Origin of the sequence: Streptomyces pactum (assembly GCF_002005225.1) — a bacterium.
In the GTDB taxonomy this organism is placed as follows: Bacteria; Actinomycetota; Actinomycetes; order Streptomycetales; family Streptomycetaceae; genus Streptomyces; species Streptomyces pactum_A.
In genome coordinates, this window is record NZ_CP019724.1 from 1,286,171 (window position 1) to 1,299,737 (window position 13,567).

Sequence of the window (13,567 nt, forward strand, 5' to 3'; positions counted from 1 at the left end):
CCGCTCACTTCAGCCTGCTGGAGGCGAGGATGGACACCAGGTGCAGGAGGGTCTGCAGCAGCGCGATGCCGGCGAGCACGGCGGTGCCGAGGCGGGTGAAGAACAGGTCGCCGCGGCTCGCGTCGACGATCGCGAGGACGAGGATCAGCAGGGACGCCTCGATGCCGAGGATCAGCCGGTGGAACTTGAGCGCCCCGGCGGCCCGGCGGGCCAGCGCCATGCCGGAGGAGCGCGGCTCGGACGCGGACTCCTTGACCGGCTCCTTCCCGGTCTGGTGCCGGGCGACGCCGACCAGGTCGGTCTCGGCCTTGATCAGGATGGCGCCGAGGGCGGCCAGGGTACCGAGGAAGGCCCACAGCCAGTCGATCCGCCCGGTGCCCCAGATGTCGGCGGCCCGCAGGCCGAGGCCGACCAGGACGGCGGCGTCGGTCAGGTAGGCGCCGACCCGGTCCAGGTAGACGCCGCCGAGCGAGTACTGCTTCTTCCAGCGCGCGACCTCGCCGTCGACGCAGTCCAGCAGCAGGTAGAGCTGGACCGCCACGACGCCGAGCACGGCGCCCGTGATGCCCGGCACCAGCAGGGCCGGGGCCGCGAGCACGCCGCAGACGGTCATCAGGTACGTGAGCTGGTTGGGCGTGATCCTGGTGTTCACCAGGTAGCGGTCGATCCGCAGCGAGACCTCGCGCATGTAGAGGCGTCCCGCCCAGTGCTCACCGCTGCGCCGGTCCTTCACCCCCGCGGGGTGGACGACCGGACGTAGTTCAGCTACCGATGGCCTTGACATAGTCGGCGTACAGGTCCTTGATCTGGTCGGTTTTGAGGTCGAGGTGCTCGAGGATCGTGTAGCGGCCGGGCCGCGTCTGCGGGGCGTACTCCACGGCCTGGAAGAACTCCTCGGGGGTGAACCCGATCTCCTCCGGCAGCACCGGCAGCCCGTGCCGGCGCAGCACCCCGGCCATGTGGGCGGACTCCTCGTGGGCTCCGCGCAGATACATCGCGAAGGCCGCGCCCAGACCGCACTGCTCGCCGTGGGCGGCCGCGCGCTCGGGGAAGAGCAGGTCGAAGGCGTGGTTGATCTCGTGGCAGGCGCCCGAGGACGGCCGGGAGTCGCCGGAGACCGACATGGCGATACCGCTGAGCACCAGCGCCTCGGCGAGCACCTGGAGGAACTCGTTGTCTCCGATACCGCCCGGGTGCCGGAGCACGGCCTCGCCGGCCTGGCGGGCCATCGCGGCGGCCAGGCCGTCGATCCGCTCGCCCTTGACCCGGTTGGCCAGCTCCCAGTCCGCGATCGCGGAGACGTTGGAGACGGCGTCGCCGATGCCGGCGCGCACGAAGCGGGCCGGTGCCGCGCGGATGACGTCCAGGTCGATGACGACGGCGATCGGGTTCGGGACGCCGTAGGAGCCGCGGCCCGCGTCGTTGTCGAGGGTGGCGACCGGCGAGCACAGTCCGTCGTGCGCGAGGTTCGTCGGCACGGCGACCAGCGGGAGGCCGATGCGCGCCGCCGCGAACTTGGCACAGTCGATGATCTTGCCGCCGCCGAGGCCGACGACAGCGTCGTAGTGGCCGCCCTTCATGGCGCCGGCCAGCTTGATCGCGTCGTCCAGGGTGCCGCCGCCGACCTCGAACCAGTCGGCGCCGGGCAGGGACGGGGCGACGCGCTCGCGCAGCACGGCGCCCGAGCCGCCGCTGACGGCGACGGCGAGCTTGCCCGAGTGGGAGATGCGCTCGTCGGCGAGCACACACCCCAGGTCGTCGAGGGCACCGGCACGGATGTCCACGACGACCGGCGACGGGATGAGCCTCGTCAGTACTGGCACGCGATCTCCCGGCCCTTGGCGAGGTCGTCGTGGTTGTCGATCTCGACCCACTTGACGTCGCCGATCGGCGCCACGTCGACCTTGAAGCCGCGGTTGACCAGCTCCTGGTAGCCGTCCTCGTAGTAGAGCTGCGGGTCGCGCTCGAAGGTGGTCTTCAGGGCGTCGGCCAGCTCCACGGCGGCCTCGCCCTCGATGAGGGTGACACCGATGTACTCGCCGGTCGCCTCGGCCGGGTCCATCAGCTTGGTGATGCGCTGGACGCCCTTGTCGGGGTCGACGACGACCTTCATCTCCTCCTCGGCGAGGTTCTTCACCGTGTCGAGGGCGAGGATGATCTTCTTGCCGTCGCCGCGGGCGGCGAGCAGGGTCTTCTCGACGGAGACCGGGTGCACGGTGTCGCCGTTGGCGAGGATCACGCCGTCCTTGAGGGCGTCACGGCCGCACCACAGGGAGTAGGCGTTGTTCCACTCCTCGGCCTTGTCGTTGTCGATGAGGGTGAGCTTGACGCCGTACTTCTGCTCCAGCGCCTCCTTGCGGTCGTACACGGCTTCCTTGCGGTAGCCGACGATGATCCCGACCTCGGTCAGGCCGACCTCGGCGAAGTTCGCCAGCGTCAGGTCCAGCACCGTGATGCCGTCCTCCGCGCCCTCGGGGCCGACCGGGACCAGTGCCTTGGGCAGGGTGTCGGTGTAGGGGCGCAGACGGCGTCCGGCGCCGGCCGCCAGCACGAGGCCGATCATGCGGGTTCTCCTTCGTCGTGTACGGCGGGTGCGCCGACCTTGTGGGCGGCGACCCAGAAGCGGATGCTCTCGACGAGCACCACGAGAGCCACGGCCACGGCGAGGACCGTGAGCGCGACCTTGAACTGTGTGGCGGTGAGCAGCACGGCCAGCACGGTGATCACCAACGTGCGGCCCTCGTGCCCCCCGACCGTCCGCACCAGCCACTGCGGCGGCGCTCCCGCGTCGCCGCGGATGCGGTAGACCGTGTCGTAGTGATGGTAGGCGACCGCGGCAACCAGCCCGAAAGCCGCCGGAAGGGCCCCGTTCACGTCGGCTTTCGCCGCCAGTACCAGGACGGTGCCGTACTCGGCGGCGCGCAGGAACGGCGGGACCAGCCAGTCGAGGGCGCCCTTGAGGGGGCGGGCGACGGCGAGGCCGGACGTCAGGACGTAGGAGAGCGCGGCGACGGCCGGCCAGGGGCCGCCGAAGTCGGTGAGCGCGGCCGTCGCGACGAGGGCGAGGCCGCCGATGAGGGCTACGGCGGGGGCGGTGAAGCCGGGCAGCCGTCGGGCGGTCCGTCCCAGCCCCTTGGCGGCGGCCTCGGCGAGGGGGCCGGAGTCCGCCAGGTCGGCCAGCGCCCTCGCCGCCCGGTCGGTCCGGGTGGCCTTGCGGGTGAGGGAGCGCAGGACTCGGCCCGCCGTGGTGTACGTGGCGGCGAACGCGCAGCCGATGAGCAGCGCGTAGAAGGTGATCCGGGGCGTGGTGAGCGCGGTCAGGACGGCGATCATGGCCCAGCGTTCGCCGATGGGCAGGACGATCATGCGGCGTACCCAGACCGTCCAGCCGACGCTGTCGAGCCTGTCGGAAAGGGCGGCGGTGGGGCTGGTGTTGGCGGCGGCGTCGTGATTGGCCTCGGTGAAGGAGAAGTCGACGACGTGCCGGCAGGTCTGGAGGACCATCGCGCCCAGGGCCAGGGCCCATACGTCGTCGCCGCCGCGGGCGGCCCCCAGGGCGAGGCCCGCGTAGTAGGCGTACTCCTTGGCGCGGTCGAAGGTGGCGTCCAGCCAGGCGCCGAGCGTGGAGTACTGCAGGGAGTACCGGGCGAGCTGTCCGTCGGTGCAGTCGAGGACGAAGGAGGCGATGAGCAGGACGCCGGCGGCGACGAAGCCGCCGCGGGTCCCGGTGGCCGCGCAGCCCGCCGCTATGAGCGCGGTGATGAGCGAGGCGGTGGTGACCTGGTTGGGGGTCAGGCCGCGGCGTGCGCACCAGCGGGCGATGTAGCGGGAGTAGGGGCTGATGAAGTGGGTGGTGACGAAGCCGTCGCGGGCCTTGACCGCCGACTTCAGGCGTACGGCCTCGTCGTCGACGCCGGCGACGGCCTGCCGTGCCTCGTTGCGGGCCTGCGGGTCTGCGGGGACGACGGCGACGAGGCTGCCGAGTTCGGGGCGGTGCACGTCGGCGCCGTCGGCGTCGAGGGCGGCGGTGATCCGGTCGGCGAGGCTGTCCACGGCCGGCGCGGTGCCGCCGCCCGCGGAGTTCTCCCGGGCCATCGCGCGGGTCAGGGCCTGACGGGCGGCCGGCTGGGCGGTCACGGCGCCGGGGATCGCGGCGAGCGGGAAGCGGGGGTCGGTGAGGCCGAGGCGCAGGGCGTGCGGGTGGCCGACGAAACGGGCGTCGACCACGGCGACCCGCTCACCGCCCGGCACCAGGGCCAGCAGCGTCTCGGTGTCGGCGGCACCGGAGGCGACGCGCACGTCGAAGCCCAGGGACCGCAGCTCGCTCTCGATCGACGAACCGGGGACCGGCTGACCGGTGAGGATGGCGGTCGACAACCGAACTCACTCCCTGGGTGCCGACGCCTGGGCGCCGGGCCTGTGCATGGTGGGACGCCCGTACCTGCGGCACCCGGGCGGCGTGTCGGCAGAGGCTATCGGATGCCCGGAACGCCGTGTTCACCGCCCGTTTCACGGTCGGTCGACGCCGCGTGCACCCGCCTTTGCCGCGATCATCATCGTGGATTCGGGGCCCGCCCCACAAACCGCGCCCCCAGACCGGACATCGCGGACATCGCACAGTGTCGACACGCGTTCGCTCAGGGTCAGGGCCGCCCCGGCGCGACTGTTCGCCGGCTCCACCCGGACTAACCTTCCGAAGTGTCGCGACGCTCTGACCTGCGTAACGTTTACGCAGGTCAGAGCACATGACAACGGTGTTCAGTGCCGCGTTGCCGGATACCCCCTGCCCGTAGTTCACTGTGCTCCGGACGCCGGACGCCGGACACACACGGAGGCTGCTTCTCATGGGGGCTGGGCACGATCACGGGCATGCGCACGGGGCGCACGCCGACGGGACGGCGACGGCCGCCTACCGCGGCAGACTGCGCGCGGCGCTGGCGATCACGCTCACCGTCATGGTCGTCGAGATCGTCGGCGGTGTGCTCGCCGACTCGCTCGCCCTGATCGCCGACGCGGCGCACATGGCGACGGACGCCCTGGGTCTCGGCATGGCGCTGCTGGCCGTCCACTTCGCGAACCTGCCGCCGAGCGACCGGCGCACGTTCGGCTTCGCCCGCGCCGAGATCCTCGCGGCCCTGGCCAACTGCCTGCTGCTGCTCGGGGTCGGCGGCTACGTCCTGTACGAGGCGATCGAGCGCTTCGTCACGCCGGCCGACACCGCGGGCGGGCTGACCGTGGTCTTCGGTGCGATCGGCCTGGTGGCGAACATGGTGTCGCTGACCCTGCTGATGCGCGGCCAGAAGGAGAGCCTGAACGTGCGGGGCGCCTTCCTGGAGGTGGCGGCGGACGCGCTGGGCTCCCTGGCGGTGATCGTGTCGGCCCTCGTGATCCTGGGCACGGGCTGGCAGCCGGCCGACCCGATCGCGTCGCTGGTCATCGGCCTGATGATCGTGCCGCGTACCTGGCGGCTGCTGCGCGAGACCCTGGACGTGCTCCTGGAGGCCGCGCCCAAGGGCGTGGACATCGCCGAGGTGCGCGCCCACATACTGGCGCTGGACGGGGTCGAGGACGTCCACGACCTGCACGCCTGGACGATCACCTCGGGCCTGCCGGTGCTGTCGGCGCACGTGGTGGTGAGCGGCGAGGCACTGAGCGCGATCGGCCACGAGAAGATGCTGCACGAGTTGCAGGGCTGCCTCGGCGACCACTTCGACGTGGAGCACTGCACCTTCCAGTTGGAGCCCAGCGGCCACGCGGAGCACGAGGCGAGGTTGTGCCACTGAGGCACGGGGGCGCCGACGCACCACGGTGAGGGCGCGTGCGCACGGGAACGCGCCGCCGAGTGCGGCCGCCCGCGCTCGGGCGCTCCCGTCCCCCGCGGCACCTCTCCCGGTCACGCCGTGGACGGTTCCCGGTCCGCGACGCCGGGCACGATGATCGACTGGGCCCCGTCCTCGGCGTCCGACCGGTGACGACCGCCGCCCGCGCCGCCGCGCGGGACATGCGGGAGCGCCGGGAAGTGCCGAGAGTGCCGGATTCGTACGGCACACTTGGGGCGCGAGGACCGATGTGAAGGATGGGTATGCCGATCACTCCTGCCACCGCGACGCACAGTTCGTCGAACGGCACCGCAGACGCGATCTTGCTGGAACTGGTCGACGAGGACGGCGTGACGATCGGCACCGCGGAGAAGCTCTCCGCGCACCAGCCGCCGGGGCGGCTGCACCGCGCCTTCTCCGTGTTCCTCTTCGACGAGCGGGGGCGGCTGCTGCTCCAGCAGCGGGCGCTGGGCAAGTACCACTCCCCCGGCGTGTGGTCGAACACGTGCTGCGGCCACCCCTACCCCGGTGAGGCGCCCTTCGCGGCGGCGGCCCGGCGGACGTACGAGGAGCTGGGCGTCTCCCCGTCGCTGCTCGCCGAGGCGGGCACGGTGCGCTACAACCACCCGGACCCGGCCTCCGGGCTGGTCGAGCAGGAGTACAACCACCTGTTCGTGGGCCTGGTGCAGGCGGCGCCGCGGCCCGACCCCGAGGAAGTGGCCGAGACGGCCTTCGTGTCCCCGGCCGAACTGACCGAGCGGCACGGCAAGGACACGTTCTCGGCGTGGTTCATGACGGTGCTGGACGCCGCCCGGCCCGCCGTCCGCGAGCTGACGGGCCCCTCCGCCGGCTGGTGAGCCCGCCCGCCGGCCGACGGGTCCGCCCCTACCGCATGGCGTGCTTGAGCGGCAGGGCGGCCCAGACCACTTTGCCGCCGCTCGCCGTGTGGGCGATGTCGCACGCCCCGCCCGCCTCCCGGGTGATCTCCCGCACCAGGAGCAGTCCGCGCCCGCCCGTCTGACCGTGGTCGGCCTCCAGGGCGGTCGGGCGGTAGGGGTGGCTGTCCTCCACGGACACCCGCACCCACTCGGGTCCGACGGCGACCTCCACGGCGAGCACCGGCGACAGCACCGCCGCGTGCCGGACCGCGTTCGTGACCAGCTCCGAGACGATCAGGAGCAGGCCCTCGGTCACGTCGTCGGACACCGGCACGCCCTGGCGCACCAGCAGGTCCCGCACGGCGTGCCGCGCCTGCGGGACCGACGCGTCCACGGCGGGGGCGGTGAACCGCCAGACGCCTTCGTACGGCAGCGGCTGCGCGGGCCCGGTCTCGTCCATCGTCCGGTCGCCACCCTCGGGCTCGATTGTCACCACACCCTGAGTGTTGGTAACGCGTCGCTCCGCTCCGGAGAACTGAACACAGTTCAGCAGGTATCGAGCGGTTCTGATCGTTGGCGTATGACACGGTCAGTTGTGGGACCGTTCCTGTCCCGCTCGCACCGCCCGCATGAACCCAACGGGTCGGCGGATAACATCCGGCGCATGGAGCCGCAGTTGCTGCACCGGGTCGCCGACTCGGTCGCCACCGTCGTCGTCCACCACCCGGCCAAGCGCAACGCCATGACGGCCCCGATGTGGCGGGCGCTGCCCGGGCTGCTCGACGCGCTGGCGGGCGATCCGGCGGTACGGGCGCTGGTGCTCACCGGCGAGGGCGCGACGTTCTGCGCCGGGGCGGACATCTCGACCCTGCGGGAGTCGGCGGAGGAGGTGCAGGGACTCGCCGTACGCGCCGAGGAGGCCCTCGCGGCCTTCCCCAAGCCGACGCTGGCGGCGATCCGCGGTCACTGCGTGGGCGGCGGGGTGCAGTTGGCGGCGGCCTGCGACCTGCGGTTCACCGAGGAGTCGGCGCTGTTCGGGGTGACCCCGGCCAAGCTGGGGGTCGTGTACCCGGCGTCCTCGACCCGGCGGCTGGTGGCGCTGACCGGACCGGCCACCGCGAAGTACCTGCTGTTCAGCGGGGAGTTGATCGACGCCGAACGGGCGCTGCGCACCGGCCTGGTCGACGAGGTGCTGCCGACGGGCGAACTCGGCAGGCGGGTCACGGAGTTCACCCGGGTGCTGGCGTCCCGCTCGCGGCTGACGCAGGCCGCGGCGAAGGAGTTCGCGAACGGGCGCACGGACCGGGACGCGTACTGGAGCGCGCGGGCGCGCGGCAGCGGCGACACCGCGGAGGGGGTCGCCGCCTTCCTGGAACGCAGGGAGCCGCGTTTCGGGTGGAGCGCGCCGAGGAGCACGCCTACGTCAGGATGAACCGGTTCCCGTCGTGGAACTCCTCGACGAGATGCGCGGGCGCCTTCTGCGGGGAACCGGCGTCGTAGGGCGGTTGCGGGTCGTACTCCAGCAGGAGCTGGACCGCCTGGGCGTGCTCGTCGCCGGCGATCCGGCCGACCAGGGTGAGGCCCATGTCCAGGCCGGAGGAGACGCCGGCCGCGGTGACGTACTTGCCGTCGGTGACAACTCGCTCCCCGGTCGGCTCGGCGCCGAACCGCGTCAGGAGGTCCAGAGCCAGCCAGTGCGAGGTGGCGCGGCGGCCGGTCAGCAGTCCGGCGGCGGCGAGCAGCAGGGAGCCGGAGCAGACCGAGGTGGTCCAGGTGCTGACGGCGTCGGCGGCGCGCAGCCAGTCCAGCAACGTCTCGTTGTCCATCTGCGCGTGCTGGCCGGGGCCGCCCGGCACGACGACGACGTCCGGGCTCGGCACGTCCGCCAGGGTCCGGTCGGCGGTCAGCGACAGGCTCCCCGTCTCGTTGCGGACGGGGCCGGTCCGTTCGGCGACGAAGACGGTCTCCGCGTCCGGGACGCGGCTCAGGATCTCGTACGGGCCCACCGCGTCGAGGGCGGTGAAGCGGTCGAAGAGAACGACGGCGATCTGCACGGGTGTCCTTTCGGGGTCGCTCGGCGGGCAACGCACGTCCTCAGTGGACGGGCGCGGGCCGGAAGCGGCGGCGGTACTCGGCCGGTGAGGTTCCGAGTGCCTTGACGAAGGCGCGGCGCATGGCCTCCGGCGTGCCGTAGCCACTGGCGCGGGAGACCTCCTCGACGCCGTCGCCGGTGTCCTCGAGGAGTCGGCGGGCGTGTTCCAGGCGGACCCGGTCGACGTACCGGCCGGGTGTCGTGCCGGTCTCCGCCCGGAAGGCACGGGCGAAGTGGCGCGGCGAGAGGCGGGCGCGGGCGGCGAGGGACTCGACGCCGAGATCGGCGCCGGGATGCTCGGTGATCCACCGCTGAAGCTCCCGCAGGGGCTCGCGCCGTGCGGTCTGGGCGGCGAGCTGGGCGCTGAACTGGGCCTGGTTGCCGGGCCGGCGCAGGAACACCACCAGGTGGCGGGCGATGCTCAGGGCGGCGTCCCGGTCCAGGTCCTCCTCCACCAGGGCGAGGGCGAGATCGATGCCGGAGGTGACACCGGCGGACGTGGCGACGTGGCCGTCGCGGATGTAGATCGGGTCGGGGTCGACGTCCACGGCCGGGTGATGGCGGGCGAGCCTGCCGGAGTGGGCCCAGTGGGTGGTGGCGCGGCGGCCGTCCAGGAGTCCCGCCCCGGCCAGCAGGATCGCCCCGGTGCAGACGGAGACCAGGCGCCGGGCGCGCGGTCCGTGTGCACGCAGCCACTCGGTCAGGCGCGGGTCCGGGTTCCGGGTGCCCGGTCCGCCGGGGACGATCAGGGTGTCCGGGTCCGGCACGGCGGTGAGGGCCCGGTCCGGTACGACGGTGAGACCGCTGGACGTGCGCACGGGGGCGCCGTCCAGCGAGGCGGTGCGGATGCGGTACGTCCCCGGTGTGTGCGTCTCGGCACCCGCGAAGACCTCCACGGGGCCGGTGACGTCGAGGCTCTGGACGTGGTCGAAGAGGACGACGAGGACGGTTCGCTGCGCCATGCCGTCGATTCTTCGCCCGGCCGCCGACGGCCGCAATGACGAGTTCCCCACCTTTCCTGCCATCGGCCCGCCGCGCGGCAGGTGCCCCTGGAAGAAGACGTCCGAACGGGATCACGGACACCCTGGAGGACGTACTGAGCGGTTGGTAACCTGCCTGGCATGACCACTGCCGCCATCGACGCCCGCGCCGGCCGCCGCTGCCACAACGCGCTCAACTCGCTGCACTCGACGCACTACTTCTCGCCCGACCTGGGCCGGGAACTGGGCGAGCTCGGGGTCACCGACCCCCGGGCCGTCAACTTCGCGGTGCGCGCCGCCGCGCTGGGGCCGGTCGGCGCCGGCGCCGTGACGGCGACGTTCTACAACTACAAGCACGACCTGGTCGCCCGGCACGTGCCCGCGGTGTGGGAGACCGCCACTCCGGAGCAGGTCCTGGCGGCACGCGAGCGTGCCGTCGACGCGACGCTGCGCCGTCTGCTCGGCGCTCAGGCCCTGACGTCCGCGGAGATGACGGAGGCGGCCGGACTGGCGCTGCGTGCCGCCGAGGGCTGTTCCCGCAGCGCCCGCCCGCTGTACTCCGCCCACGCGGACCTGCCCGTGCCCAAGGCTCCGCACCTGGCGTTCTGGCACGCGGCGACCCTGCTGCGCGAGCACCGGGGCGACGGCCACCTCGCCGCGCTGGTGGCCGCGGACCTCGACGGCCTGGAGGCGCTGGTGACGCACACCGCGACCGGCAAGGGCATGGCACCCAAGTGGATCCTCACCACCCGTGGCTGGAGCCGGGAGGAGTGGGACGCGGCGACGGACAGGCTGCGCGGCCGCGGCCTGGTCGACGACGCCGGCGAGCTGACCGAGCGGGGCGTGGCACTGCGCGACGAGATCGAACGGGAGACCGACCGGCTGGACGCGGCCCCCTACGCACACCTCGGGGCCGAGGGCGTGGCGCGTCTGACGGAGCTCGCGACGGCCTTCACGCGGACGGCGCTGGGCGCCGGCGCCTTCCCGGCGGACCTGCTCGGCAAGCGCTGAAAACAGGTTTCGCCCCGTCGGCGGGCATGTCCGGCCGATCGAGAGGTACCCGTAGGACTCCCGGCCGGAGGGGCCGGGAGAGGAAAGGGGCTTCTCGTGTTCCGTGCCATCGCAGACGTACTGCGCCAGATCGGTGGGGCCGTCGCCACCGTGGTGACGCTTCCCTTCCGGGCCCTGGCCCGGCTTTTCGGCGGGGCCTCGTCCTCCACCCGTGGCCGTCGGGTCTGACACCCCGTCCGGTGCGGCGCGTTCCCGACCGGCCCGGAGGGCGCCCTGATCCCCGATTGTCGGCACCACCTGCCACAATTGCCGCGCAACCTCTGTGAGAAGGCGGTACGGGATCGTGACGACACCCGGGTCCAACGCGTCCATCGACGTGAGGTCCATCGAGAGCAGGATCGCCGAGGAGCTCGGCGTACGGGAGCGGCAGGTGAAGGCCGCGGTGGAGCTGCTCGACGGCGGCTCGACCGTGCCCTTCATCGCCCGCTACCGCAAGGAAGCGACCGAGATGCTCGACGACGCGCAACTGCGCACGCTCGAGGAGCGGCTGCGTTATCTGCGGGAGCTGGAGGAGCGGCGTACGGCGATCCTCGACTCGGTGCGCGAGCAGGGCAAGCTCACCGAGGAGCTCGAGGCGCGCATCCGCACGGCGGAGACCAAGGCACGCCTGGAGGACGTCTACCTGCCGTACAAGCCCAAGCGGCGCACGAAGGCGCAGATCGCGCGCGAGGCGGGTCTGGAGCCGCTGGCCGAGGGTCTGCTCGGCGACCCGTCGGTGGACCCGCTCGCCGCGGCCTCCGCGTTCGTCGACGCCGGCAAGGGCGTGGCGGACGCCCAGGCCGCCCTGGACGGAGCGCGGTCGATCCTCACGGAGAAGTTCTCGGAGGACGCCGACCTCATCGGCGAGCTGCGCGAGCGGATGTGGGTGCGCGGGCGGCTCACCGCCAAGGTCAAGGAGGGCAAGGAGGAGGCCGGCGCCAAGTTCGCGGACTACTTCGACTTCGCCGAGCCCTTCACCGAGCTGCCCTCGCACCGGATCCTCGCGATGCTGCGCGGTGAGAAGGAGGACGTGCTCGACCTCGCCCTGGAGCCCGAGGAGGCCACCGACGGCCCGTCCTCGTACGAGGGGATCGTCGCGAGCCGGTTCGGGATCGCGGACCGCGGCCGGCCCGGCGACAAGTGGCTGACGGACACGGTCCGCTGGGCCTGGCGCACCCGCATCCTGGTGCACCTCGGCATCGACCTGCGCCTGCGGCTGCGCACGGCCGCCGAGGACGAGGCGGTGAACGTCTTCGCCGCCAACCTCCGCGACCTGCTGCTGGCCGCCCCGGCGGGCACCCGCGCGACGCTCGGCCTGGACCCGGGCTTCCGCACGGGCGTGAAGGTCGCCGTGGTCGACGCGACCGGCAAGGTCGTGGCCACGGACGTGATCCACCCGCACGTCCCCGCCAACCGGTGGGACGAGGCGATCGCCAAGCTGGCGCGGCTGGCCGAGCGGCACGCGGTCGAACTGATCGCCATCGGCAACGGCACGGCGTCCCGCGAGACCGACAAGCTCGCCGGGGAACTGATCACCAAGCACCCGGAGTTGAAGCTCACGAAGGTGATGGTGTCCGAGGCCGGCGCCTCCGTGTACTCGGCCTCCGCCTTCGCCTCCCAGGAGCTGCCGGACATGGACGTCTCGCTGCGCGGCGCGGTGTCGATCGCCCGGCGGCTGCAGGACCCGCTCGCCGAACTGGTGAAGATCGACCCGAAGTCGATCGGCGTCGGCCAGTACCAGCACGACCTGTCCGAGGTGAAACTGTCCCGCTCGCTGGACGCGGTGGTCGAGGACTGTGTGAACGGCGTGGGCGTGGACGTCAACACGGCGTCGGCGCCGCTGCTCGCCCGCGTGTCCGGGGTGACCTCCACACTCGCCGAGAACATCGTGGCGCACCGGGACGCGAACGGTCCGTTCACGTCCCGGACCGAGCTGAAGAAGGTGTCGCGGCTCGGCCCCAAGGCCTACGAGCAGTGCGCGGGCTTCCTGCGGATCCGGGGCGGCAGCGACCCGCTGGACGCGTCCAGCGTGCACCCCGAGGCGTACCCGGTGGTGCGCCGGATGGTGAAGACCACCAGGCAGGAGGTGGCCGGCCTGATCGGCAACACGTCCGTGCTGCGGTCGCTCAAGCCGACGGAGTTCGTGGACGAGACGTTCGGTTTGCCGACGGTCACGGACATCCTCAGGGAGCTGGAGAAGCCCGGGCGCGACCCGCGGCCCGCCTTCAAGACGGCCACCTTCGCGGAGGGCGTGGAGAAGATCTCCGACCTGTCGTCCGGGATGGTGCTGGAGGGCGTCGTGACCAATGTCGCGGCCTTCGGGGCGTTCGTGGACGTCGGTGTGCATCAGGACGGGCTGGTCCATGTGTCGGCCATGTCGAAGACCTTCGTGAAGGATCCGCGGGATGTGGTGAAGCCCGGGGACATCGTGAAGGTGAAGGTGATGGACGTCGACATCCCGCGGAAGCGGATCTCGTTGACGCTGCGGTTGGACGACGAGGCCGCCCCGCAGGGTGCGCAGACGGAGCAGAAGCGGGAGCGCGGGGGGAAGCCCCCCAGGCAGCGGCAGCAGCGGCAGGGCTCCGGGGGCGGTGGGAGGGGGCGCTCGTCGGCTGCCTCTCCCGCGTCCGACGGGGCGATGGCCGACGCGTTGCGTCGGGCCGGGTTGGCCTAGGCGCTGCGGGGGGGGACCGGCGTGTGTCGGGTGCCTCCCCCCGCAGGGCCCCAGCGCCCGCATGCCGCCCCGGC

13 protein-coding genes are annotated in these 13,567 nt (G+C 72.5%); 6 read left to right on the forward strand and 7 right to left on the reverse strand.

Annotated features, from left to right (window positions below; all coding sequences use genetic code 11):
- Positions 1-4: 4 nt before the first annotated feature.
- The 4 genes from B1H29_RS05490 to B1H29_RS05505 are packed head-to-tail and all read right to left on the reverse strand — an operon-like array spanning position 5 to position 4,377.
- Positions 5-784 (reverse strand): CDP-alcohol phosphatidyltransferase family protein, encoded by a 780-nt coding sequence (locus B1H29_RS05490; protein ID WP_167392512.1) that lies wholly within the window; start codon positions 782-784, stop codon positions 5-7.
- Positions 762-1,823, reverse strand: a complete 1,062-nt coding sequence (locus tag B1H29_RS05495) for an iron-containing alcohol dehydrogenase family protein (RefSeq protein ID WP_055419143.1) — start codon at positions 1,821-1,823, stop codon at positions 762-764. The genes B1H29_RS05490 and B1H29_RS05495 overlap by 23 nt, the downstream gene beginning before the upstream one ends.
- Entirely contained in the window at positions 1,811-2,563 is a 753-nt protein-coding gene (locus B1H29_RS05500; protein ID WP_055419144.1) for a sugar phosphate nucleotidyltransferase, read from the reverse strand. Before B1H29_RS05500 ends, B1H29_RS05495 begins: the two co-directional genes overlap by 13 nt.
- Positions 2,560-4,377 (reverse strand): DUF5941 domain-containing protein, encoded by a 1,818-nt coding sequence (locus B1H29_RS05505; protein ID WP_055419145.1) that lies wholly within the window; start codon positions 4,375-4,377, stop codon positions 2,560-2,562. Before B1H29_RS05505 ends, B1H29_RS05500 begins: the two co-directional genes overlap by 4 nt.
- A gap of 467 nt (positions 4,378-4,844) precedes the next feature.
- On the opposite strand from B1H29_RS05505, the gene B1H29_RS05515 reads away from it, so the two are divergent.
- Together B1H29_RS05515 and idi are read left to right on the forward strand one after the other, a co-directional pair.
- Positions 4,845-5,783, forward strand: coding sequence for a cation diffusion facilitator family transporter (locus B1H29_RS05515; RefSeq protein WP_055419146.1), 939 nt, complete (start codon positions 4,845-4,847; stop codon positions 5,781-5,783).
- A gap of 299 nt (positions 5,784-6,082) precedes the next feature.
- On the forward strand, positions 6,083-6,676 hold the full coding sequence (gene idi / locus B1H29_RS05520; RefSeq protein ID WP_055419147.1) for an isopentenyl-diphosphate Delta-isomerase: 594 nt from the start codon (positions 6,083-6,085) through the stop codon (positions 6,674-6,676).
- 28 nt (positions 6,677-6,704) lie between these two features.
- Here the strand turns inward: idi and B1H29_RS05525 are convergent, their stop codons facing one another.
- Positions 6,705-7,157, reverse strand: a complete 453-nt coding sequence (locus tag B1H29_RS05525) for an ATP-binding protein (protein ID WP_055419148.1) — start codon at positions 7,155-7,157, stop codon at positions 6,705-6,707.
- Positions 7,158-7,361: 204 nt separating this feature from the next.
- Here B1H29_RS05525 and B1H29_RS05530 point away from each other — a divergent pair, with 204 nt between their 5' ends.
- Positions 7,362-8,129 (forward strand): enoyl-CoA hydratase/isomerase family protein, encoded by a 768-nt coding sequence (locus B1H29_RS05530; RefSeq protein WP_055419149.1) that lies wholly within the window; start codon positions 7,362-7,364, stop codon positions 8,127-8,129.
- Here B1H29_RS05530 and B1H29_RS05535 read toward each other — a convergent pair.
- Both B1H29_RS05535 and B1H29_RS05540 read right to left on the reverse strand, forming a co-directional pair.
- The gene (locus B1H29_RS05535) at positions 8,116-8,751 is read right to left on the reverse strand and encodes a DJ-1/PfpI family protein (protein WP_055419150.1); all 636 of its coding nucleotides are present in this window, start codon (positions 8,749-8,751) and stop codon (positions 8,116-8,118) included. The genes B1H29_RS05530 and B1H29_RS05535 overlap by 14 nt on opposite strands.
- Positions 8,752-8,791: 40 nt before the next feature.
- Positions 8,792-9,751 (reverse strand): GlxA family transcriptional regulator, encoded by a 960-nt coding sequence (locus B1H29_RS05540; RefSeq protein ID WP_055419151.1) that lies wholly within the window; start codon positions 9,749-9,751, stop codon positions 8,792-8,794.
- Positions 9,752-9,910: 159 nt separating this feature from the next.
- Here B1H29_RS05540 and B1H29_RS05545 point away from each other — a divergent pair, with 159 nt between their 5' ends.
- The 3 genes from B1H29_RS05545 (at position 9,911) to B1H29_RS05550 (ending at position 13,493) form a co-directional block, all read left to right on the forward strand.
- Positions 9,911-10,780 (forward strand): SCO6745 family protein, encoded by an 870-nt coding sequence (locus B1H29_RS05545; RefSeq protein ID WP_055419152.1) that lies wholly within the window; start codon positions 9,911-9,913, stop codon positions 10,778-10,780.
- Positions 10,781-10,876: 96 nt separating this feature from the next.
- A complete protein-coding gene (locus B1H29_RS39830; protein WP_256976191.1) occupies positions 10,877-11,008 on the forward strand; it encodes an LPFR motif small protein in 132 nt (43 codons plus the stop codon).
- Between the two features lie 115 nt (positions 11,009-11,123).
- A complete protein-coding gene (locus B1H29_RS05550; RefSeq protein WP_055419153.1) occupies positions 11,124-13,493 on the forward strand; it encodes a Tex family protein in 2,370 nt (789 codons plus the stop codon).
- Positions 13,494-13,567: the final 74 nt, after the last annotated feature.

Excerpts from the sequence above, each read along its gene's own strand:
- B1H29_RS05500 (WP_055419144.1), bottom strand. The coding sequence starts at position 2,563 with ATGATCGGCCTCGTGCTGGCGGCCGGCGCCGGACGCCGTCTGCGCCCC.
- B1H29_RS05525 (WP_055419148.1), bottom strand. The coding sequence starts at position 7,157 with ATGGACGAGACCGGGCCCGCGCAGCCGCTGCCGTACGAAGGCGTCTGG.
- idi (WP_055419147.1), top strand. The coding sequence starts at position 6,083 with ATGCCGATCACTCCTGCCACCGCGACGCACAGTTCGTCGAACGGCACC.
- B1H29_RS05545 (WP_055419152.1), top strand. The coding sequence starts at position 9,911 with ATGACCACTGCCGCCATCGACGCCCGCGCCGGCCGCCGCTGCCACAAC.
- B1H29_RS05515 (WP_055419146.1), top strand. The coding sequence starts at position 4,845 with ATGGGGGCTGGGCACGATCACGGGCATGCGCACGGGGCGCACGCCGAC.
- B1H29_RS05540 (WP_055419151.1), bottom strand. The coding sequence starts at position 9,751 with ATGGCGCAGCGAACCGTCCTCGTCGTCCTCTTCGACCACGTCCAGAGC.
- B1H29_RS05530 (WP_055419149.1), top strand. The coding sequence starts at position 7,362 with ATGGAGCCGCAGTTGCTGCACCGGGTCGCCGACTCGGTCGCCACCGTC.
- B1H29_RS05490 (WP_167392512.1), bottom strand. The coding sequence starts at position 784 with ATGTCAAGGCCATCGGTAGCTGAACTACGTCCGGTCGTCCACCCCGCG.